Origin of the sequence: Micromonospora sp. NPDC049114, from assembly GCF_040648635.1 — a bacterium.
Lineage (GTDB): Bacteria > Actinomycetota > Actinomycetes > Mycobacteriales > Micromonosporaceae > Micromonospora.
In genome coordinates, this window is the sequence record NZ_JBEZEA010000002.1 from 200,493 (window position 1) to 220,630 (window position 20,138).

The window sequence follows — 20,138 nt, forward strand, 5'->3', positions numbered from 1 at the left end:
AACGTATGTCCACATGGGAGCAGTTGACCTGGCCCTGGCCGTCGCGGCCGGCGTGGCCAACCTGGTCGTCGCCGCCGTGCTGCTCGCCAGGAGCCGCGGTGGCACCGTGGCACCCCGGATTTTCGGCCGCCCGCAGCCGCTCCCCCGCCTGCGGGCCGCGATGCACGCCTGCCTGGGGCTGGGGCTGGGGGTCGGCTGGCTCGTCAAGGACATCTTCCCGCCCCACTCCACGGGCGACGCGGTGCTGTTCATCGTCGTCAGGGTCCTGCTGGTGGCTGCTCTCGCCACCGCAGTGCTGGTCGCCTTCGGGGCACGTGCGACTCGCGCGGAATGAGACCGCCCACTGGCGGCCGGCACCACTGCAACATTCCTGCAAACAATTTATATTGACCGATACAAAACCGCGAACCTACCGTTCCTGGTGAATGCCGAACCACCACCAGCGAATGGAAAAATCAATGCGCGCACCCCTCATCGGGGCGACGGTGATCGCCGTCCTGGTCGGTGCCACACCGGCCGCCGCCGCTCCCCGCCCCGACACGTCCGCCGCCGATCGGCTGTCCTGGTCGGCCCGTCACCTCGGTCGGCAGGCCCTGCCCGAGCGCGACGGATGGGCGGCCGAGGGCATCGGCACCACCGGCGGTTCGGCCGCGACGCCCGAGCGGACAAGGGTGGTCCACGATCGGGCGGAACTGGTCGACGCCCTCGGCGGTGACAACGCCGGCAACGCCACCGACGCCACCCCCAAACTGATCTACGTGGACGGCGCCGTCGACGGCTTCACCGGGCCCGACGGCACGCCGCTGAGCTGCGCCGACCTGGCCGACCCGGCGTACCAACTGGACGCCTATCTGGCCGCGTACGACCCGGCGGTGTGGGGTCGGGTGGCGCCGGCCGGGCCGCTGGAGGAGGCCCGGGTGCGCTCGGTGGCCAACCAGACCCGCCAGACCCAGATCAACGTCGGGCCGAACACCACGATCGTGGGGCTGCGCGGCGCTCGACTGACCGGGCTCACCCTCATGATCGACCGGGCGTCCAACGTCATCGTGCGCAACCTGACCTTCGTCGACGCCCGGGACTGCTTCCCCGCGTGGTCGCCCACCGACGGCGACACCGGCAACTGGAACAGCCAGTACGACCAGATCTCGGTACGCCGCAGCGAGCACGTCTGGGTCGACCACACCACGTTCACCGACGGCGACAACCCGGACAGCGCCCAGCCGAGCTACTTCGGCCGGCCGTACCAGGTGCACGACGGCTCGCTGGACGTCACGCACACCGCCAGCTTCGTCACCGCCTCGTGGAACCGCTTCACGGGACGGGACAAGCTGATGCTGATCGGCTCGTCCAACACCGTCGGCCCGGACGTGGGTCGGCTGAAGGTCACTCTGCACCACAACCTCTTCGACGGGGATCTGCAACGGCTGCCCCGGGTGCGGTTCGGTCAGGTCGACGTCTACAACAACCTGTACCGGCTGGGCGGCGACGGCTTCCAGTACGCGCTGGGCGTCGGCGTGCAGTCGGCGATCTACGCGCAGAACAACTTCTTCTCCCTCGACGCGGGTCTCGACCCGGCCGACCTGCTCTACGACTGGGGCGGCACCGCGCTCACCGAGCGGGGCTCCTGGGTGCGCCAGGGCGCCGGCCCGGCCCGGCCGGTCGACCTGCTGGCGGCGTACAACGCGGCGCACGAGCCCGACCTCGGCGCCGACACCGGCTGGACACCGACCCTGCGCCGCGACCCGGTCCTGCCGGCGGCGCTGCTCCCGCTGCTGGTGGGTCCGCTCGCGGGCGTCGACCGGCTGCCGCTGTGACGACTCGCCGTGGTCGGGTCGACGACGCACGAGCCCATCGATGTGGGGAAGATCGGCTATAAGTGACGCATGGACTTCCCGCCGCACCTGGGCAGTATGCCGATGCACGCGATCACCGAGATCCACGGCGAACCGGGCCTGCTGGAGCGCTTCCGGCTGGAGGTCGAACGCTTCGACGACGGCGAACGCGCCCGCCTGTCCGCCGCGCTCGACCTCGCCGCCGAGCTGCACCGCGACGACCGGCGGGTCCGCGAGCCGTACCTCAACCACCTGCTGCGGGTCGCCATCCGGCTCATGCACCACTACCAGGTCCGCGACGTGGACGTGATCGTCGCGGGCCTGCTGCACGACGCGGTGGAGGACCACCCGGCCGAGCTGGCCGAGGGCGGTGGCGACCCGAGGGCCGCGGCGCTGGCCACGCTCGCCGCGCGGTTCGGGTCGCGGGTGGCCACCCTGGTCGCCGCGGTCACCAATCCGGTGTACGACCCGCAGCGTGACCGCAACGACCAGTACCGGGAGCACCTGGCGGTCAGCCTGGACCGGGAGCCCTGGGCGCGGGTGATCAAGGTGTCGGACTTCACCGACAACGGCGTCGGGGTGATCCACACCGTCGGGCCGAAGGTCGTCTCGTCGGCCCGCAAGTACCGGCCGTTGGTGCCGCTCTTCCGGGACCTGATCGGTCGTGCGGACACCCCGCTCTCGCCGGCGGTGAAGGCCCACATCTTCGGCCAGCTGGACCTTGCCGAGGAGCGGTTCAGCGCCATCCTGGACCGGCCGGCCCACACGCACTGAGCCGCTGGGCGGGCCGTCAGACGCCGGCGCCTGGGGCGGGCGCGAACCCGTCCCGGCGCAGGCCCTCGCGCACCAGGTGCTCCAGCCAGGAGGTCGGGGCGACGCCCAGCTCCCGGCCCAGGTCGGCACGGAACAGCTCCAGCCGGCGCACCGCCTCGTTGATGTTGCGTTCGGCCAGGTGCACGGCGATCAGCACGCGGGTGGCGCTCTCGCGCAACGGCTCCAACTGCACGGCGGTCAACGCCACCTGCACCGCCTCGCTGAAGCGCCCCTGCGCGGTGAGCCGTTCGGCGAGCGCCTCCAGCGCGTACAGCTGCATCTGACGCAGCCGCTCCCGCTCGGTCAGCACCCAGTCGTCGTACCAGCCGGGCAGCAGCTCGCCCGTCGCCAGCGCCGGCACACCCGCGCCGACACCCGCCGGCGCCCCGCCGGCCAGCAGCGCCGCGGACGCCGCGCCCAGCGTGGCGACGTCGCTCGTCACACCGGCGGCCAGGGCCAGCCGGTCGTCCTCCTCGACGAGGGGCTCGGGAGTGATCCGGTGCAGCCGCCAGAGCATGGTGCGCAGGTTGGCGCGGGCCCGCTCCTCGTGCGAGCCGGGCCAGAGCGTGCCGGCAGCCTCCCAGCGGGCGCACCGCTGGCGTACGCCGAGATAGGCCAGCAGCCGGCGCGCGCCCTGCGGCACCACGACGGACCGGCCCTCGCGTTCCAGCCCGAACCCGCCGAGCAGACGCAGCGTGTACCGGGTTGGTCGCGCCACACCGGCCTCCTGCGCCCCGGAGCGGAGGTCCTGCGTCGCCTCGTGAACTGCCATCCCTGCGCCCTTCGCACCCGATCACCGGTGTGGGAGTTCCACGCTCGGGGGTGGACGTTCGGCACGCCAGCGCAGTGTCGTCACACCGACCCGGCGAACGGCGGGGATCAGCCGTTCGCCGGAGCGATGGCCGACCGTTCAGCGCAGCTTGCTCAGCGTCCGGGCGTAGCCGGTCCACTCGGCGGCGTCGCCGACGTCGGCGCGTACGCCGGCCTCCTTCATGATGCCGAGCACCCGCTCGGCCGGCGCCTCGGCCAGCTTGCCGAGCGTGCTGATCCCGGCGCGGGTCAGCGCCGCGCGGGCCTTGGTGGGCACCCCGGCGAGCATGGCGATGTCGGCGTCGGCGACGTTCTCCAGTTCCGCGTCGATGCCGAGCGCGGCGGAGACCGCCGACTGGGCGCCCGCGGTGGTCCGGACGATGGCGGCCTCCCGTTCGCTGACCTCGGCGACCATCGCGTCCAGGCTCGGGTAGCTGCTGTCGGCCGGCAGCACCTTGAGCACGTCGCGGATCGTCCGGCCGTCGGCCACCTGGTCCTCGCCGAAGGTACGGATGAACTCCACCACCTTCACCTCGCGCGGGAAGCGCTGCCGGACGTCGGCGTTCTCGACGGCGTACCTGTCGAGGTAGGCGGCACCCCGGACCTTCGGGCCGGCGACCACGTCCACGCCGAGGGTCTCGACGGCCGGCAGCACGATCGTGCCGGCCTTGGTCTGCCAGATGCTGACCTTCTTGTCCATGAACATCGTGGTGCCCATGTACCTGCCGAAGTCGAGCGTGCCGATGTAGTTGGGGATCTGCTCGATCTGGTACGGGCCGGGGCTGACCTTCGTCTCGTGCACCGTGGAGTGCAGCCGGTTGATCTCGGCGCGGATCTCGTCGAGCAGCCGGCGCAGGCTCACCCGCATCGCCGCCATGCAGGAGAACGCCTTGGCCAGGTCGGTGCCGAGGTGGTCCAGGTCGTGCTCGATGCGGTGGAACCGCTCGTTGAAGCCCTGCTCGCCGGGCGTCTGCCCGGCCTGCACGACGTCCTCGCCGTCGACCCAGTCGGTGTGGGCGAAGGTGCGGGCGAACGGTGGTGGCGCGCAGCCCGGCTCCACCGCCGCGAACGGCTCGGCGTAGCTGAACACCCGCTTCGCGGTGCCCACGTTCTCGTAGATCCAGGAGGAGACCAGCACGCTGGCGTCCGAGGCCGGGATGCCGTGCTTGGTGAACGCCTCGTACAGCTCGGTGACGGTCACCCCGTCGTAGTTGATCTCGCTCGCCATTGTGGTGTCCCTCTCAGAGCTGGTCGTACACGCCGCGGTGCCGGCGCTGCTGGAAGGTGCGGAAGGTGCGGGCCACCGCGGGGCGCAGCGGCTCGGCGTCGCCGTCGGCGTCGAGGTCGACGTGGTCACGCCGGATACCGAAGGTGTTGATCTCCACGCCGAGTGGGCAGACCCGCGTCAGCGTGTTCATCAGCCGCTCGTACTGGGCCAGGGTCAACGCCACCCCGTCGGGCAGCTCCACCCGGAACTCGTACGGGTCGGTCAGTCCGGTCCGCACGTAGGACAGCGCCACCACCGCGACCAGACCGGCGTGGGTGGGGCGCAGCGTGGTCCGCGCGCCGACCGCCTTGATGTCCGCGGTGCCGCCGCCGAGCCCCACGGTGTACCAGCGAAAGCCGGTGGCCCGCCGCTCGGCCAGGTTGAGCCCGGCCTGGGGCAGCCCGATCACGCTGCACACCAGCAGCACCCGGTTGCCGGTGTCGACAAGCGGCAGCGCGGCGGCGAGGTGCTGGTCGCGCAGCAGGCCGACCAGCCGGGCCAGCCGGTCGGCGGCGGCCGGCTGCCCGGCGATCAGCGCGGACGCCAGCGCCGCCGGCAGCTCGATGGTCTCCACCAGCTCGTCGGGGAGGCGGTTCAGCGCGGCCACCACGGGCGCCGGGTCGCGCACGGCGGGCAGGCCGGCGGCGGCCAGGACCGCGTCGACCGGCTGCCCGGCCGGCCGGGTCGGTACGGCCGCCCACCGGGTCCGGGCCGCCGCGTCGGTCATCGGCGTCCACGCCGACTCCCCCGCGCCCGTCCAGGCCGTCGCGGCGGCGGTCAGGCCGGCCAGCAGCAGCGCGTTGCCACCCGGGTCGCCGGGCGCGTGGAACTGCGCCTCGACGGCCACGTCGGCGCCGACCGTGGCGGTCGTGGGCGCGGTCACGGCCAGCCCACGGGTGGGCAGGTGCGACAGGTACATCCTGGTGGTGCTGATCCGGTGCGTGGTCTGCACCCCGCACACGCGCCACAGCCAGGCCACCTCGCCGTCGGCCCCGACCGTGGGCACGCCGGCGGCGCGGGCCGCGGCGATCAGGGCCTCGGCGGTCCGGTCGCCGGTGACCGCGCGGCCGGTGTCCAGCACCCGGTTGCGCAGGTCGGTGGCCTGCGCGGGGGTCGGCCAGCTCACGTCCACGCCGAGACCCAGCTCGTAGCGGCTGCCACCGGCGTCGTCCTGGGCCCGGGTCACCTGCCACACGATCGTCGAGCCGAGGGCCCGGCAGACCCGCCCGGCCCGGTCCAGCGCGGCGGCCAGCGGCGGCGCGACGGCGTGCCCGCTGTCGAAGGCGTACGACTGCCGCAGGCTGGCGCGCAGCGCCGTGACCTCGGCCAGCCGGCCGGACGGCAGCGCCCGGGCGGCGTGCGTGGTGTTGTTCGGCGGGGTGTTGGCGGGCAGCACGAGGCGGTCGCGGCGCAGTTGGGCGAGGAAGTTCGTGCGGTGCTGCGGGTCACCGGCGGCGACCAGCCGGATCGCCACCGCGAACCGGTCGTCGTCCTCGCGCAGCGTGAACCGGGAGCCGCCGGGCAGGTCGGCGAAGAGCCCCGCGTTCGGGTCGGTGTCCGCGCCGGGGCCGTTGAGCAGCCGGCGGATCGCGCCCGGAGTGGGCAGCAGGAACCGCCGGTAGAGCCCCAACCGGTGGGCGTACGCGGCGTCCGGCTCGCGGGCCGGCGGGGCCAGGCGGCGGGCGTACACGTCGCCGCTGGTCGGCTCGTGCACCAGCTCGTCGACGAACCGGGCCACCCCGACGTCAGCGCCGATCCGGTCCAGCGCGTCGCGTCGGGCGTGCGCGAGGGTCCGGTACGCGTGCACCTCCCGCGCCGCGCGGCGCAGCCGGTGCTTCTCGTACGACACCAGGTACAGCAGCCGGCCCAGGTTGCCCTCGACGACGGCCAGCTCGACCACTGCGGTGAGCGCCGCACCGGTGAGCGCCGTGGCGGCCGCCCCGTCGACGGCCCGCTCGGCCGTCACGGCGACGGTGAACGGCGCGACAAGCGGCTCGTCGGCGGTGTCCGGCGCGTACGCCGGCACCGACGCGCCCGCGGCGGACCAGGGCGCGAAGACCACCGGCGGCAGCACCCGCTCGTGCGCGCCGCCCGGGTCGACGGTGACCGTCACCCGGACCGACTCCTCGACCAGGTCGCCGCGCAGCACGACGGTGAGCACAGGGTGTCGGCTGGTCCAGTCCACCGCGGCGGCCCCGGTGGTGGCCAGCGGCACGACGACCCGGCGGACGGTTCCCGGGTAGGGGCCCTCCAACTGGTCGACGAGGTTGCGTTCGACGGACGGGTCGGCGCCGTCCACAGGCACCCGGATGTCGGTCATCGCGCCCCCGCTCAGACGATCCGGAACGGCCGGGGATCGTCCCGGTCGACGTAGACGGGCACCTGGTTGGCGGCGAGCACCGCGTTGTCGCCGACCGGTAACCGCTGCACGCCGTCGCCGGTGGGCGCGCTGCCGGTCACCACCACCGCCGAGTCGGCCGGGAAGCGCACGAGGCGCAGTCCGCGTACGTCGGCGACGCCCGGCTCGTTCATCAGCGTCCAGATCACCTCGGCGGCCCGGACCGGCTCGCCGAAGGGCAGCTCGTCGACGTAGCGGCGCAGCCGCGCGTGCAGCCGGGCGCGCAGCTCGGTGGCGGCGGTGGACGCGTTCACCGTCTCCTTCGAGCCGGTGGGCAGCGGCAGGCCGCGGATCACCAGGTCCGCCTCGACGCCGATGCCGACCTCGTCGGCCCGGTCCACCGAGGCGAAGATGCCCACCGGGCGCAGGTCCTCGATGACCGACTCGACGGCGGCGTGCAGCCCGTCCGGCCCGTCCCAGATCGCGGCGGCGGTGGGCGCGACGAGCACCGTGACGTAGTACGGGTTGCCCAGGTCGCGTTCGGTGCTGAAGACCCGCTCGATGAAGTTGAAGTTGCCGAAGATCGACTGGTTGAGGTCCAGCCCGCCCCGGCCGTCGAAGACCTGCACCTGACGTACGCCGGGCACGGTGGCCACGGCCAGGCCGATCGCCTCGGCCGTCCAGATCGAGCGGGGCGCGGCCAGCAGCAGTTGCCGGTAGCGGGCGTCGGAGACCTGCTGTTCACCCCCGGTCAGCGCGACGGTGTGGGTGATCTCGACCAGTTCCTTGCCGGCGGCCTGCTCGGCGTCGTCGAGGTCGGCCAGCAGGGTGTCGGCCCGGTTCCAGCGGTCGATCTTCTGGTTGGCCTGCGTCGGGTCGAGGTTGTGCGCCGGGCCGGGATAGAAGGCGGCGACGGCCGGTTCGCGCTCGGCGACGGCGGCGGAGAGCACCACTGTCTCGTCGAGGGCCACGTGGTGCCCGCCGGCGGTGGACAGCCGGGCGCCCCGGGGCAGCGTGAGTGGGGTGTGGCCGGTGGGCAGAGCCGCCTTCAGCTTCAGCTTCACCGTGCCTCGCGCCGGTAGGTACGGCCGGGCGATGCCGAGTTCCTCGCCGAGTCGGGTCAGCGCGTCGGCGGTCGCCGACACGACGAAGGAGTTGTCGTAGACCGCGCCGAGCGCCGCCCACAGCCGGGCGTCCTCCAGGGCGGCCAGTTCGAGGACCTTGCGCAGCACCGCGCCGCTGGTCAGGTCGACGTCCTCGCCGAAGAGCAGTCGGGCGGTGGCCAGCTTCTCGGCGAGCAGCCGGGCGAAGGACTTGGGCACGAAGCCGGTCTCGACGATGCCGAAGCCGGTCGAGCCGGTGGCCCGCAGCGCGGCGGCGTCGACGGCGAGGACGTCGGCCAGCTCGGCCGGGAGGGTCGGGTCAGACACTGGGCAGCTCCCCGAGGCGCACCGAGAGCCGGTCGTCGGTGATGGTTTCGAACTGGACCTGCACCTGCAGGGTGCGTGCGGCGCGCAGCGCGGCGGCCGACGCGTCGTCGGCGCGGCCCGCGCCGAGTCGACCGTCGTCGAGGTTCACGTCGACGATCTTGCGGACGCGGGGGTCGCGGTCGAGCAGCGTGATGATGCCGATGCGGACCTGCTCGCGGATGAGGTTCGGCTCGATCTGCTCGGCGAGGGCGTTGAGCCCGTCGAAGCCGAAGGTGGCGTCGAAGACGTTCGAGCCGCGCAGCGTGGTCAGCGCCACCGCGAGGCTCTGCGCCACGTTGCCGGTTCCTTCGACGAGGGCCAGCGCCCGGCCGTTCGGGCCGTCGTCGAAGACGATGTCGCGGGCCAGGTCGACGCCGGGCATTGTGGGTTCGAAGGCGAGGCCCCAGCCGAGGTAGCGGCGTTGGGCGGCCTGCCGTTCGCGTTCGGTGCGGTCCATCTCAGACCGCCTTCAGCTTGCTCTGCCCGGCGCTGGCCGACAGGCCGGGGCTGGAGCCGTCGGTGGCGCCGCTGAGGGTGTCCAGTGCCACCCCGGCCCCGCCGACCTTGAGCTTGCCGGCGGAGCCGGTAGCCGTGGTCACCGTGGCGCACTGCTTGGTGGAGTTGCTGGTGGTGATGGTGCACCCGGCCACCGATTTTCCGCTGATCCCGTCCGGCCGGGTCACCGCGACGTGATCGACAGTGAGCTTGCTCTGCCCGGTCGGGGAGACCTTCCCCTGGTTGGGGCAGTGCACGTCGCTGGACGTGGTGAGCACGAATGCCATCTCGCTCTCCTCAGTGGACGTTCATCGCGTTGTCGACCTGGACGTCGACGTCGTCGGCGGCGATGCTCACCGTGCCGCCGCTGATGTTCACCGCGCCGTCGCCGGCGTCCAGGTCGATCCGGGTGGCGGTGATGGTGATCGAGCCGTCCTGCTTCATGACGATCGACGAGCCGCCGGCGGCGTGCTCGATGGTGATGCTGTCGGCCTCGTCGGCGCGGGCCGGGCGCTGCCCGCGCCCCTGCAACTGGGCGCGGCCCACCCGCACGGTCAGCTCGCCCAGCTCGATGACCCGGTTGCCGTCGCCGTCGGTGAGGTCGTGCGTGACCTTGCCGTCGTGGTCGGCGGGCACCACCGTGTCGCCGATCGACGAGCGGCTGTTCGTGGCCACCCCGACCGGAAGCGACAGCCACCAGTCCCCCGGCTGCGACACCGGGGCGTGCCCGGTGGGCCAGAGCGCGCCCACCTCGACCGGGTCGTCGGGGGCGCCGTTGCGGTAGGCCAGCGCCACCCGGGTGCCCGGGTAGCGGGGCAGGATGAGCCCGCAGCCACCCCACGCGAACGGGGTCAGGTAGGTCACCCCGGGCAGCGGCGCGGGCTGCTCCCGGCGTACCGGCAGGCGGCGGGCGGCGTTGGGCCGGCCGTCCGGGCGGACCAGGCCCTCCCACACCGTCTCGGTCTGCGCGGGCGGCTCGACCGCGCCGCTGGCGTTGGTGGCGGCGGCGCGCACCTCGCCGATCTCCAGGCCGCGCGTCTCGCCCCGGGCGGCCCGGGCCGCGCGGCGCACCGCCTCGGCGGCGGCCACCCCTGGCGACGACGCCGGGCCGGCCGGCTCGGCGGTGGCCACACCTGACGAGTCGCTCCAGGTGTCCCACGCGCTCGCGCCCGAGGTGACCTCGACGCCCTGCACGACAGTGACGAACCCGGCGGTACGCGAGAGGGTGTGCCGGGCCGCGCTGAGGTAGAGCACCTTCGCCCCCGCGCCCAGCTCCCCCGTCGACGGGGCGAACGGCGCGGCGAACGAGCCCAGCAGCGCCGCGCCGACGCTGCCCAGCGTGGTGGCCTCGTCGGTCGCCGGCGGATCGAAGCGCACCAGGTCGCCGGGCTTCAGGTCGGGGCGGCCCTTGAGGGTCAGCGTCCACGCCCTGCGCCGCGGCGCGGCCGTGCCGCCGGCCTCGGTGGCCGCGTACGGGTCGGTGTCCTGGGTGCCGTTCTCGGTGCACTCCAGCAGGCCGGTGGCGAGCGTCAGCGGCTTCGGCTCCCCCTGCGGGTACGGGATCGGCCGCTTCCCGACGTGCACGGTGCCGTCGCGGATCAGCAGCATCCCCCGCCCGTACGCGTTGAGCGACTGCTGCAACGCGCCGCCGATGCGTTCCAGCGCGGCGCGGTAGAGCAGCCCCGCCCCGAAGGCGACCCGCTCGTCGCCGGCCGCCTCGGTGGCGCCGGTGGTCATGGTGCCGTCGGGGTTGGCGCCCCACCCGGTCACGTCGACCCGGGTCCGCTCGCCGATGGCCTGGATCGCGGCGGTGAAGGTGGCCGCCTCGAACCGTTCGGCGACGCGCTGCCCGAGCCGGGCGTACGCCTGCTCGACGAGGGTCAGCTCGGTGTCGTACGTCCGCTCCCCGGTGAGCCGGCGCACCTTGGTGACCCGCAGCACGGCGACCAGTGCCTGGGTCAACTCGGCCGGGGTCGGGCCGGCGTTGACGCCGACCAGGTTGGTGAAGAACGCGCCGACGGAGGTGTTGGCGTCGCGCCAGTACAGGTGCAGTTTCGCCACCAGCGGCGGCTGCCCCTCGGCGGTGCGCAGCGCGGCGAAGTGCTCGTCGATCAGCCCCTGCACGGTGATCGTGTACGCGCCGGGGCCCAGCCCGTCGGGCAGCGCGGCGTCGATGGCCGCGTAGTAGTCGGCACTGGACAGGGTGAGCGCGACGTCGGGGCTGAGCCCGGTCGACGTCTCCCGGTGGAACGTGATGGTCCAGCCGGCGTCGTTGCCGACCGCGCCCTGGCGCACCTGGCCGGTCTGGAACGGCGTGAGCGTCACCGCAGCACCCTCCGCATCTTCTTGTCGAGCAGGTAGCGGTAGCGCAGCCTGCCGGGGCCCAGCTCGGACTCGACGCGCTGCGCGGGTGGGCGGCGACGCCAGACGAACTCGTTGATGGGCGGCGGCCCGAAGGTGTCGACCGCCCGGTCGGCGGGCCGCCAGGCCACCGTCAGCGTGGAGCCGTAGTCGCCGGAGCCGCGTACCGTGCCGGCGTGCAGCAGCCAGGCGAGCACGACCACCTCGACGGCGACCGGGGCGGGCCCGGCGGAGTCGACGGGTGTGCCGGCGTCGGGGCAGACCCGGCGCAGGCCCGCGGCGAGCGGCACCGAGCCGAGGATCCGGGTGCCCTGGCGGACGACCAGGCGCAGCGGCACCCGGCCGACCAGTGCCGGCGCCCGGGGCGTGGCGGGCGGCGCGGGTCGGGGCGTCAGGTCGTCGGCGGAGGTGCTCACCACCGCGAGGGGGTCGGTGGTCAGCCACTGCCGGGCCAGCCCGGTGGGCAGGATCAGCACCCCGTGCACACCGGCGCCCAGCTCGACCCGGTGCGGCAGGCCGGCGGTGAGGCTCTGTCGGACCTCGGTGAATCCGTCGGGCACCTCGATGGGCGTCTCCGGCAGCAGGTAGCGGTCGATCGGAAACTGTGGCATCAGTTGCCCAACCCGTCGGCGAGCGCGCCGACTCCGATGCTGGCCACGTCGAGCAGCTTGCCGAGCAGGCTGGGACGGGGCACGTGGACGAGGGTGATGGTGGTGTCCAGGACGTCGCGGCGGGCGGCCGAGGCGTTGAAGGTCAGCGACTGCACCTGCATGTCGGTGCGGATGGTCATCGACGTGACCAGGATGAGCCCGCCGAACTTGCCCCCGGAGTACGCCGCGAGGGCGGTGCCGCGCTTACTGGCCTCGGCCATCGTCTCCAGGGCGAACTTCCAGGCGTAGCGTTCCGCGCCGACCAGCACGCCGGTCAGGGTGATGGTGTCGTCGTGGGTGGCCACGATGGCCTTGTGCGCCGTCGAGCCGATCGGCGGCAGGTGGTAGGTCTGGGCGAGGGAGATGGCGGTGACCGCCCAGAGTGGGATCGGCAGCACCCCGTCGCTGATGATCGCCGACGGGACCGTGCCGTAGCGCATGAAGCTGCTGGTGATGGCCATGCTCAACGCCCTCCGGTAGGTGGCAGCGGCACCGGCGTACCGGTGGGCTCGACGGCCAGGCCCAGGTCGCGCAGCGCCTGGGTGATCTCGCGGACCTCGCCCGCGGCGCTGGTGACCCGCAGCCGCAGCCGTCGTTCCTCCAACGCCGCGCTGATGCGGGCGGGTCGGGTGGACGCGGAGCCGCGCCGGTTGATCCGGTCGATCTCGGCGGCGGCGTCCTCCATCCGGGAGATCGCGTCGAGGATGCGCGGGTCGGGGGTGAAGCCCGGGTCGTCGCGTTGCAGCCGCGCGATGGCGTCACGGAAGTCGGCGGCGTCGCGGCGCAGGTTGACCGCCAGGTTGTCGGTGAGCGCGCTGACCCCGGCGACGCTGCTCGCCCGGTGCGACTTGTCGTCGAGGAGCCACACCCAGCCGTCGTGGCCGATGCCGACCAGGTCGGTGCCGGCGACCTTGACGTTGGCGTCCGGTCCCTTGAGGAACAGCTCGATGCTGCTCAGGGAGAACGCGGCGCTGTACTCACCCAGGACGCCCCGGCCGTAGGTGACCATGTCGTGGCGCAGGTAGGCGCGGAAACCGGGGCCGTCGTCGGCGCGTCCGCCCCGCTCGCGAAAGCGCCGCCACAGGGTAGCCAGGGCCTCCGGGTTGTGCACGGCGAGTTGCTGGGTGAGCCAGACGTCACCGCCGGCCACCACAGCCCGCAGGTCCGGATCGCCGATGCGGGCCAGCGCGTCGGCGAGGCGGGCGTCGCTCATCTGCAGGCCGCGCGAGCGGGCCCGGCCGAGGTCGTCGACGGCGGTGCGCAGCCGGGCCAGCTCGTCGGGGGTGAGCCGGCCGCCGAGGCGCGTCTCCAGGGCGGCGACTGCGGCCCGCTTGCCACCCTCGCTCTCGGCGGCGACCGCGCGCCACAGCGCGGCCGGTTCCAGCTCGGCGGCGCGGCGCAGCGCCGCCTGCCGGTCCGCCGGCATGGCCCGGAACGCGTCGCCGACGATCGCGGCCGGTTCGACGTGCCGACCGGCCGCGCCGCCGCCGTCGAACTCGCGCAGCAGCGAGTCGGCGTACGCGCCGGCGTCGTCGGCCAACCGCAGCGGCGCGTCGCCGACGATGCCTTCGCGAGGTCGGCTCAGCTCGCGCATCTCGGTGCTGAGCTGGTCGAAGTACTCCCCGAGGGTGGCCACCCGCACCCCGTCGGGCAGGGTGCCGCCCTCCAGCACGTGGTCGAGGATCGCGGCGATGTTGTCCCGCAGGACGGCGATGCGTTCCAGCCGGTTCAGCGCATTGCCCAGGTGCAGGTCACCCACGTCGTCGACGATGCGGCGGATGAGGTGCTCCAGCAGCCGCCGGGACCGCACCTCGCCGGCCTCGCTGTGTTCGGCGATCGTCCGCATGAACCGGCGCAGCCGGGGGTTCGCGTCGGCGGCGGCGTGCACGGCGGCGGCGTCGAGGAACCGGCCGGCGCGGAACCGGCGGGGCCCGGTCACTGCCGCACCACAGGCACGCGCGGGCCGGCCCCGGCAGCGTGTTGCGAGTCGAGCACCATGAGGATGAACCGGGCGCCCTCCGGGCCGCCGACCGCGCCGCTGAGCATCGCCTCGCGCTCCACGTACGCGAGGATCGGCTCCATCAGTTTCTGCACGACCCGTTCCAGCACCTCGTTGAGCAGGATCTCGGTGAGGAACCCCTGGAGCAGATCGCGGGAGGCGGCTTCGACGATCTGCCGGGTGACCCGGCGTACCACGTACCCCCGGGCGGCGCGCAGCCCCGCGCGGACGCCGAAGCGCAGCGCGACCCGGCCGCCGCGCACGGCCGCGCCGCCGATGGTGCCGGCCTCCGGGATCAGCGACAGGGCCAGCCCGAGGTACGCGGCGAACAGTTCGACCTCGACCTCGGTACGGGTGAGCACCAGCTCCGGGTCGAGCATGGAGGAGTAGAGGCGGGCCCGCTGGTGGGCGTGCGCCACGTCGACGGCGGCGACTGCCACCCCGACCACGAAGCCCAGCGGCGGGCAGAGCAGCGACAGCGCGATGATCCCCACCATGATGGCGAACGCGCTCAGCGCCTCCCGGCCCAGCTCGGTGCTGAACAGGCTGTCGACGCCCGTGGCGTAGTAGAGGTTGCCGCCGAAGAACTCGCCGAGCTGCTGGTGCGTGACCAGGTGGATGCCCTGCAACGCGAACCGTCCGCCGGCGATGGTGGCCGACGGGATGTGCTCGCTGATCCGGCTGGACCGGAAGGCGAAGTGCGCGTCGGTGCGGGCGCGGCCCAGCATCTCGGTGTTGTTGCGCCGCATGTCCTGCAGCACCCGCCACAACTCGTCGCGGATCGCCGACCGGTTCCCGGCGAAGCGTTCCAGCACGTCGGGCAGGTCGGTGATCTGCTTGACCAGCGGGTCGACGCCCTCGGCCTCGCCGCGCTGGATGACAAGCGCCTGTTCGATCTCGGCGAGGGTCCACAGCACCGCGTGGGAGTCGCGGATGCGGGTGACGCCGTCGCGTTCGACGATCTCACCGGCCGCGCCGGGGCTGGTCAGGGCGGCCTCGGTGGCCAGGAACGCGGTGGAGATGGCGCGGGCCGCGCCGTACCAGGCGGTGGACGGGTTGGCCATGCTCACCGTGGCGAGGACGCCGCCGCCGGCGTCGGTGTGCTGGGCCGTCCACCGGGCCGCCTCGTGCCGGCGCAGCCGCTCGCGCAGCCCCTGCAGTTCGGCGTAGTCGGTGAGCTGGGAGACCATCAACCGCTCGAAGATCGGCGCGTACCTGTCGAAGTTGGTGATCCGCGCGTTGATGCCGCTCTGCGAGCTGAGCAGCAGTTGCACGAGCATGGCCTGGCTGCCGACGACGAACAGCTGCCCCACCGCGGCCTTGACGGCCGGGCTGAGCGCCTGGACGAAGTGCAGGTTCCAGGAGGCGGACGTGTCGATCCAGCCGCCCTGGACGCGGGCGAAGTGCTCGGGCTGGCTGTAACGGCGCATGACCAGTTGGGCGAGGTGGTCCAGGCGGGGCACCACGCCGGCCAGGTGGCGCAGGAACTGCACGGCCGGCGAGGCGACCGGCCGGAAGTCCAGCGGACCGAGGCGGCCGGAGCCCTCGGGGACGGGTCGGGTGAACGCCTCGCGTTCGGCCGCTCCGACGAGCAGGCTGATCGCCGCGGCCCGGCCGCGCAGCACGGCGGCGGCCTGGAGGCAGAAGTTCGCCGGGTAGCGGCACGGCTCACCCATCTGCAGCCGGAACGCGATGTCGTCCATCAGCCGACGCAGCTCGTCGCCGTCCGGCCCGAGGGCGGCCAGCTCCGGCTCCCCGTTGAACGACGCACACGCGGGCATCGTCGAGTGCCCGGCGCCGACGACGGGGAACCGGCTGCCCTCGGCGCCGGCCGGCGCGCTCGGGCTGCTCGGGTCGAAGACGAACCCGCCCCGCCGGCCACTGCCGCTGCCGTCCCCGGTGCCGCCGGCCCCACCCGACCCCGTGCCCGTCCCGGTGCCCGTGCCCGTCCCGGTGCCCGTGCCCGTCCCGGTGCCCGTGCCCGTCCCGGTGCCCGTGCCCGTCCCGGTGCCCGTGCCCGTCCCGGTGCCGGTGCCGGTGCCGGTGCCGGGTGGCGCGTTCGGGTCCGGCGGGGCCGCCGGGTGCTGCTCGACGGTGATCGGCAGCAGGTTTGCCGTACCGGTCCAGTGCAGGGTGGCGTCGGTCTCCTCGGTGCCGACCAGCAGCAGGGACACCCCGCCGATGCTGACCACCACCAGGCACGTCGGCGTCGCCCCGCCCACCGAGGCGAGGATCGCGTCGACCCGCCGGGTCACCTCCGCGTCGACGGCCCGCTCGATCTGCGCCTGGTACTCCTCGGCGCTGGTGGTCTCGCCGCGCGGCGAGGCGGTCCGCAGCCGCTGCCGGATGTCGGCGCTCAGCTCCTCGTCCACCATGGCGACCAGGGCGCTCCGGTCGGCGACCGGCCGTCGCTGCACCGTTCCGGGCTGCGGGCTGGGCACCCGCTCCTCCACCTCGAAGTGCGGCTGCGGCGTCGCCCGGAACACCGTCTCGCCGAACCGCTCGAAGGTCAGGACCGACAGTGGCGTGGTGGTCACCATGATCGCCCAGACCGGGCGGCCGTCGGGGCCGACCACCCGCGCGATGATCCCCTGTGGTGCGCCCGACGGCAGGCCGCCGTGCTGGCGTACCGCCTCGCGGGCCAGCTCGGCGAAGTGATCGGCCAGGTAGGTGGCTGGTCGCAACAGCCACTGGTAGGTCACCGGAGGCGACTCGTCGCCGTCCACCGGCACCTCGGCCGCGTCACCACCGTCGTCGTAGGACGGCACCCGGTAGACCGCGAGGAGGTGCCGCATCCGCTGCGGGTCGAACAGCTCGGTAGCCGGTCGGCTCAGCGGCGCGGCCACCCCGGCGGGCAGCCCCGGGTCCAACCGCGCCGCGCCGACCACCTCGTCGATGCGCCGGCGCAGCCGGGCCTCGAAGGCCCGCCGATCGTCCGGCGACACCCGCTCGGCTGCCGCGCCGGTCCACCGGAAGTCCGGCGCCGCGGCGCGTACCTCCAGATAGCCGCCGCGCGGCGCGACCACCTCCTGCCGGGAGCGTTCCAGGGCGCGGGCCAGGGCCGCGGCGAGCGCGTGGGTCACGACCGTCGGCCGCTCGGTCACCGACCGGGCGTCCAGCCGGATCCGCACCGGCACGTGCACCGAGATGGCCACCGTCAAAACCGCCCGTCCAGGTGCTCGGCGAGGCGGGCCAGCGCGAGGTCGGCGAGCGCGTCGGCGTCGAGGGCGCCGCCGGCCGCGACCACCTCGATCTCCACCGGGAAGTGGTACGCGATGACCGCACGGTCGTCCTCGGCCACCTGCTCGGCCTCCGCCTCGCTGCCGGCCGCCGGCAGCACCAGCTCACCCGCGTGCACCAGGGCCAGCCCGGTACGGGTGACCCGCGCGGCGCGGCCAGCTCCGGTCGCCATCTGCTACCTCCGGTTCCTCGTCGGTCGGTTACGGCAGGACGGACGGGTCGCCGGTCTTCGGGTCGACCGAGGCGGCCAGGCTGAAACCGCTGAAGGTCGCCGCCGGGGCGCCGGAGATGGTGGCGGTGGTGGGTGTCGCGCTGGTGATCAGGCAGTCCCGCAGCACGAACGACGAGAACGCCCAGTCGTCGCCGGTGTGCTCCAGCAGGGCGATGTCGAACAGCTCGCCGTCGAGCGCCAGCTTGGTGAGCCGGCCGGCCACGTCCCCGATCGCCTTGACGGTCATCGTGAAGTTCATCGACACCGGCGCGTGGATGACGCCCATGTGGGTCACCTCGCACGAGTGCAGCGCCTCGACGTTGAGCGAGAAGGACGGGCTGAACGAGTCGATCGGGCTGATCAACACCGTCTCGGTGCCCTTGGTGTACTGCACCGCGAGGCGGGTCTTCCACTCCATGGTCTGGTTCCTCCGGTCAGAACTTGGCCACGAGCGTGACCAGCAGGCGGCTCACGGCCGGGCCGTACGTGACGGTGACGACCAGGTCGACGGTGCGGTCGGCCCGGGCGGCGGTGACGATCGAGGTGTCGGTGGCGGTACGGGCCACCTCGGGGATGGTGAGGATGTCGAGCACCGGGATCTCGACGCGGTAGTCGTCGATGACCGCCTGCCGCTTGAGCGGGCCGAGGATGCCGTCCACCTGGGTCTTGAGCAGGGTCATGCCCGGCTTGGTGATGCGGGCGTCGCCGACCAGGCCGATGAGACCGGCGCGGAGCATGAACTCGATCGCATCGAGGGTGCGGACCAGATCGACGTGCAGCAGGCTCGCGTCGGTGGTGAACAGCCGCCCGTCGGCGAAGTGCAGGCTCTCGCCGGTGATCAGCGTCGGGTCGATGATCGGGGTGAGGTTGGCCTCGGAGAGGCCCTTGATCTCGGCCGGGCTGTACTGCTTGGCGACCGGGATGGCCACCCCACGGATCTTCTTCAGGACGATGCTGTGGTGCACCGGCAGGCCGGCCACGGCCGCCATCGCGGCGGTGGCGGCGTCGCCGTCGGCGCCCCGGGCGGCGATCATCACCATCCGGCTGGTGCTGCTCTTGAGCGGGTTCGCCGCGGTGGTGATGTCGGCGACGTAGCCGGGGCTCTTCTCGGTGGCCGGGTTGACCATGGCGAAGCCGATCCGCCGCTGGCCGGCGGCCGACATCGTCTCGACGTGCGCCTTGAGCGCCTGCAACCCGGTGGGCGCTCCGGCTCCGGCCGGGTTGCCGACTGTCGACTCGTTGGCCAGCGACACCATTGTCACGTCGTCGGCGGCCTCCAGACCGCCGAGCGCGGCGGCGTAGTCGTCGCCGGCGACCTTGACCCCGTACACCTTCGCCGGCCGTGGGTCCTGCAGGAACGCCAGTTCCAGCGAGTTGTAGAGGGCGTTGCGGACCACGTTGCCGGCCTGCCGGCGGGCGAAGTTGGTGACCGCGTCGTCCAGGGTCTCGATCCGGACCGGCGTGTTCGCCGCTGCGGAGCCGCCGTCGGCCGTGGACGGCGCCTTGCCCACCACGGCGATGACGCCCGGCGAGCGCTGGGCCAGCGGCGCCGGTGGCGGCACGATCCGGACCTCGATGAACGGGAATGCTGCTGTCGGTGCCACGGGTCCTCCCGGACGAAGTTGCTGCTGGTCGGGGTTCTCAGGTCGACACGGCGGCCAGTCCGATGCCGCTGCGGGCGAGCCACTGGCCGGCGCGGGCGAACCGGGTGGCCCGCTTCTGCGCGGCGGTCCCGGCGTCACCGCCGGGCCAACCGTCGTCGTCGAACGTCTCGATGGGGACCACCCAGACGGCGACCACCCGGTGCCGCCGCCGGACGTCGTCGGGTGCGGGCACGTCCAGGCCCAACTCCTCGGCGCGGGCCCGGACCAGCCGCGTCTCGACGAGCAGGTCGGCGAGGGAGAAGCCCCGGTCGCGGATCAGCACGGCGGCGGCGAACGGCAGTGGACGGGGTGTGGGCGGCGCGGCCGGCGGCGCCGCGTAGCGCAGCCGTACGGTGGCGCCGGCGGTCTGCCCGCGCATCCGCGCCACCAGGTCACCCGCGTTCGCGGCGCCGACGCCGGCGAGCAGCCGGTCCAGGTGCGCGTCGGTGAACGCGGCCGGCTGGTGCAGGCCGGCGCGCAGCCGGGCCACCAGTCGGGTGCGCCGCTCGGTCTCCAACAGCGCCGGGTCGGTCGGCAACGCGCCGAGGTCGGCGATGATCTGCGGGTCGACGTCGAAGGCCGGCACCGCCACGTCGAGGTCCTCGACCCGGTCCCGGGCGAGGCTCGTACGCACCACCAGGCTGCCCCGCCAGAGCGCGTCGATGCGCAGCGCCGACCCGCCGAGTCCGTGCAGCCGGACGCGCAGCTCGGTACGGGTGGTGCCGCCGGAGCCCAGCCACTCCCCCTCGGCCAGCGTCGCGGGCGCGGCGGCGAAGCCGAGGGTCAGCTCGTCGAAGACCGCCGCGTACGGGGGCGCGACAGGCATCGCCTCGGTGTCGTACGCGGCCTCGACCAGGTGGGCCAGCGACGCGTCGTCGAAGACGGCGGCGCGGGTGCCCGGATCGGCCAACCGCACCAGCACCCCGTCGACGAAGTCCACCGCACCGGCCTCCCCGCTGCCCCGGCCAGGGCACGCCGCCCGGCTGGGCACGAGGATCGCGAAGGGGCCG

18 protein-coding genes are annotated in these 20,138 nt (G+C 73.7%); 3 read left to right on the forward strand and 15 right to left on the reverse strand.

What is annotated here, in order from left to right; all coding sequences use genetic code 11:
• The first annotated feature begins 13 nt into the window (after positions 1 to 13).
• The 3 genes from AB0B39_RS08580 (at position 14) to AB0B39_RS08590 (ending at position 2,606) form a co-directional block, all read left to right on the forward strand.
• Positions 14 to 334, forward strand: coding sequence for a hypothetical protein (locus tag AB0B39_RS08580; RefSeq protein ID WP_357497112.1), 321 nt, complete (start codon positions 14 to 16; stop codon positions 332 to 334).
• Positions 335 to 458: 124 nt separating this feature from the next.
• Positions 459 to 1,814 (forward strand): polysaccharide lyase family 1 protein, encoded by a 1,356-nt coding sequence (locus AB0B39_RS08585; RefSeq protein WP_357573881.1) that lies wholly within the window; start codon positions 459 to 461, stop codon positions 1,812 to 1,814.
• A gap of 69 nt (positions 1,815 to 1,883) precedes the next feature.
• Entirely contained in the window at positions 1,884 to 2,606 is a 723-nt protein-coding gene (locus tag AB0B39_RS08590; RefSeq protein WP_357573882.1) for an HD domain-containing protein, read from the forward strand.
• 16 nt (positions 2,607 to 2,622) lie between these two features.
• On the opposite strand, the gene AB0B39_RS08595 is transcribed toward AB0B39_RS08590, so the two are convergent.
• From AB0B39_RS08595 to AB0B39_RS08665, 15 genes are all read right to left on the reverse strand, one after another.
• Complete coding sequence (locus AB0B39_RS08595) at positions 2,623 to 3,417, reverse strand: BTAD domain-containing putative transcriptional regulator (RefSeq protein ID WP_357573883.1); 795 nt, start codon at positions 3,415 to 3,417, stop codon at positions 2,623 to 2,625.
• Positions 3,418 to 3,555: 138 nt separating this feature from the next.
• The gene (locus tag AB0B39_RS08600; RefSeq protein ID WP_357497120.1) at positions 3,556 to 4,683 is read right to left on the reverse strand and encodes a hypothetical protein; all 1,128 of its coding nucleotides are present in this window, start codon (positions 4,681 to 4,683) and stop codon (positions 3,556 to 3,558) included.
• A gap of 13 nt (positions 4,684 to 4,696) precedes the next feature.
• Positions 4,697 to 7,042 carry a hypothetical protein gene (locus AB0B39_RS08605; RefSeq protein ID WP_357573884.1) on the reverse strand — a complete coding sequence of 782 codons (2,346 nt, stop codon included), beginning with the start codon at positions 7,040 to 7,042 and terminating at the stop codon, positions 4,697 to 4,699.
• Between the two features lie 11 nt (positions 7,043 to 7,053).
• A complete protein-coding gene (locus AB0B39_RS08610; RefSeq protein ID WP_357497124.1) occupies positions 7,054 to 8,490 on the reverse strand; it encodes a baseplate J/gp47 family protein in 1,437 nt (478 codons plus the stop codon).
• A complete protein-coding gene (locus AB0B39_RS08615) occupies positions 8,483 to 8,986 on the reverse strand; it encodes a hypothetical protein (RefSeq protein WP_357497126.1) in 504 nt (167 codons plus the stop codon). The genes AB0B39_RS08610 and AB0B39_RS08615 overlap by 8 nt, the downstream gene beginning before the upstream one ends.
• A 1-nt stretch (position 8,987) precedes the next feature.
• The gene (locus AB0B39_RS08620) at positions 8,988 to 9,311 is read right to left on the reverse strand and encodes a hypothetical protein (RefSeq protein WP_357497128.1); all 324 of its coding nucleotides are present in this window, start codon (positions 9,309 to 9,311) and stop codon (positions 8,988 to 8,990) included.
• A 10-nt stretch (positions 9,312 to 9,321) separates the two neighbouring features.
• Entirely contained in the window at positions 9,322 to 11,349 is a 2,028-nt protein-coding gene (locus AB0B39_RS08625; RefSeq protein ID WP_357497130.1) for a hypothetical protein, read from the reverse strand.
• Entirely contained in the window at positions 11,346 to 11,996 is a 651-nt protein-coding gene (locus tag AB0B39_RS08630; protein WP_357497132.1) for a hypothetical protein, read from the reverse strand. Before AB0B39_RS08630 ends, AB0B39_RS08625 begins: the two co-directional genes overlap by 4 nt.
• Complete coding sequence (locus tag AB0B39_RS08635; protein ID WP_053659787.1) at positions 11,996 to 12,496, reverse strand: hypothetical protein; 501 nt, start codon at positions 12,494 to 12,496, stop codon at positions 11,996 to 11,998. Before AB0B39_RS08635 ends, AB0B39_RS08630 begins: the two co-directional genes overlap by 1 nt.
• Before the next feature lie 2 nt (positions 12,497 to 12,498).
• The gene (locus tag AB0B39_RS08640) at positions 12,499 to 13,974 is read right to left on the reverse strand and encodes a hypothetical protein (protein ID WP_357497134.1); all 1,476 of its coding nucleotides are present in this window, start codon (positions 13,972 to 13,974) and stop codon (positions 12,499 to 12,501) included.
• The gene (locus AB0B39_RS08645) at positions 13,971 to 17,189 is read right to left on the reverse strand and encodes a hypothetical protein (RefSeq protein ID WP_357573885.1); all 3,219 of its coding nucleotides are present in this window, start codon (positions 17,187 to 17,189) and stop codon (positions 13,971 to 13,973) included. The genes AB0B39_RS08640 and AB0B39_RS08645 overlap by 4 nt, the downstream gene beginning before the upstream one ends.
• Positions 17,190 to 17,191: 2 nt before the next feature.
• Positions 17,192 to 17,446 carry a hypothetical protein gene (locus AB0B39_RS08650; protein WP_088989350.1) on the reverse strand — a complete coding sequence of 85 codons (255 nt, stop codon included), beginning with the start codon at positions 17,444 to 17,446 and terminating at the stop codon, positions 17,192 to 17,194.
• 28 nt (positions 17,447 to 17,474) lie between these two features.
• On the reverse strand, positions 17,475 to 17,903 hold the full coding sequence (locus AB0B39_RS08655) for a hypothetical protein (RefSeq protein ID WP_234582446.1): 429 nt from the start codon (positions 17,901 to 17,903) through the stop codon (positions 17,475 to 17,477).
• A gap of 16 nt (positions 17,904 to 17,919) precedes the next feature.
• On the reverse strand, positions 17,920 to 19,089 hold the full coding sequence (locus tag AB0B39_RS08660) for a hypothetical protein (protein ID WP_234582447.1): 1,170 nt from the start codon (positions 19,087 to 19,089) through the stop codon (positions 17,920 to 17,922).
• A 37-nt stretch (positions 19,090 to 19,126) separates the two neighbouring features.
• Complete coding sequence (locus AB0B39_RS08665) at positions 19,127 to 20,068, reverse strand: hypothetical protein (protein WP_357573886.1); 942 nt, start codon at positions 20,066 to 20,068, stop codon at positions 19,127 to 19,129.
• Positions 20,069 to 20,138: the final 70 nt, after the last annotated feature.

Bases quoted from the DNA above. Each gene is read 5' to 3' on its own strand.
- AB0B39_RS08605 (WP_357573884.1), bottom strand. From the start codon at position 7,042: ATGACCGACATCCGGGTGCCTGTGGACGGCGCCGACCCGTCCGTCGAA.
- AB0B39_RS08615 (WP_357497126.1), bottom strand. From the start codon at position 8,986: ATGGACCGCACCGAACGCGAACGGCAGGCCGCCCAACGCCGCTACCTC.
- AB0B39_RS08585 (WP_357573881.1), top strand. From the start codon at position 459: ATGCGCGCACCCCTCATCGGGGCGACGGTGATCGCCGTCCTGGTCGGT.
- AB0B39_RS08630 (WP_357497132.1), bottom strand. From the start codon at position 11,996: ATGCCACAGTTTCCGATCGACCGCTACCTGCTGCCGGAGACGCCCATC.
- AB0B39_RS08620 (WP_357497128.1), bottom strand. From the start codon at position 9,311: ATGGCATTCGTGCTCACCACGTCCAGCGACGTGCACTGCCCCAACCAG.
- AB0B39_RS08650 (WP_088989350.1), bottom strand. From the start codon at position 17,446: ATGGCGACCGGAGCTGGCCGCGCCGCGCGGGTCACCCGTACCGGGCTG.
- AB0B39_RS08655 (WP_234582446.1), bottom strand. From the start codon at position 17,903: ATGGAGTGGAAGACCCGCCTCGCGGTGCAGTACACCAAGGGCACCGAG.
- AB0B39_RS08595 (WP_357573883.1), bottom strand. From the start codon at position 3,417: ATGGCAGTTCACGAGGCGACGCAGGACCTCCGCTCCGGGGCGCAGGAG.
- AB0B39_RS08600 (WP_357497120.1), bottom strand. From the start codon at position 4,683: ATGGCGAGCGAGATCAACTACGACGGGGTGACCGTCACCGAGCTGTAC.
- AB0B39_RS08635 (WP_053659787.1), bottom strand. From the start codon at position 12,496: ATGGCCATCACCAGCAGCTTCATGCGCTACGGCACGGTCCCGTCGGCG.
- AB0B39_RS08590 (WP_357573882.1), top strand. From the start codon at position 1,884: ATGGACTTCCCGCCGCACCTGGGCAGTATGCCGATGCACGCGATCACC.
- AB0B39_RS08580 (WP_357497112.1), top strand. From the start codon at position 14: ATGGGAGCAGTTGACCTGGCCCTGGCCGTCGCGGCCGGCGTGGCCAAC.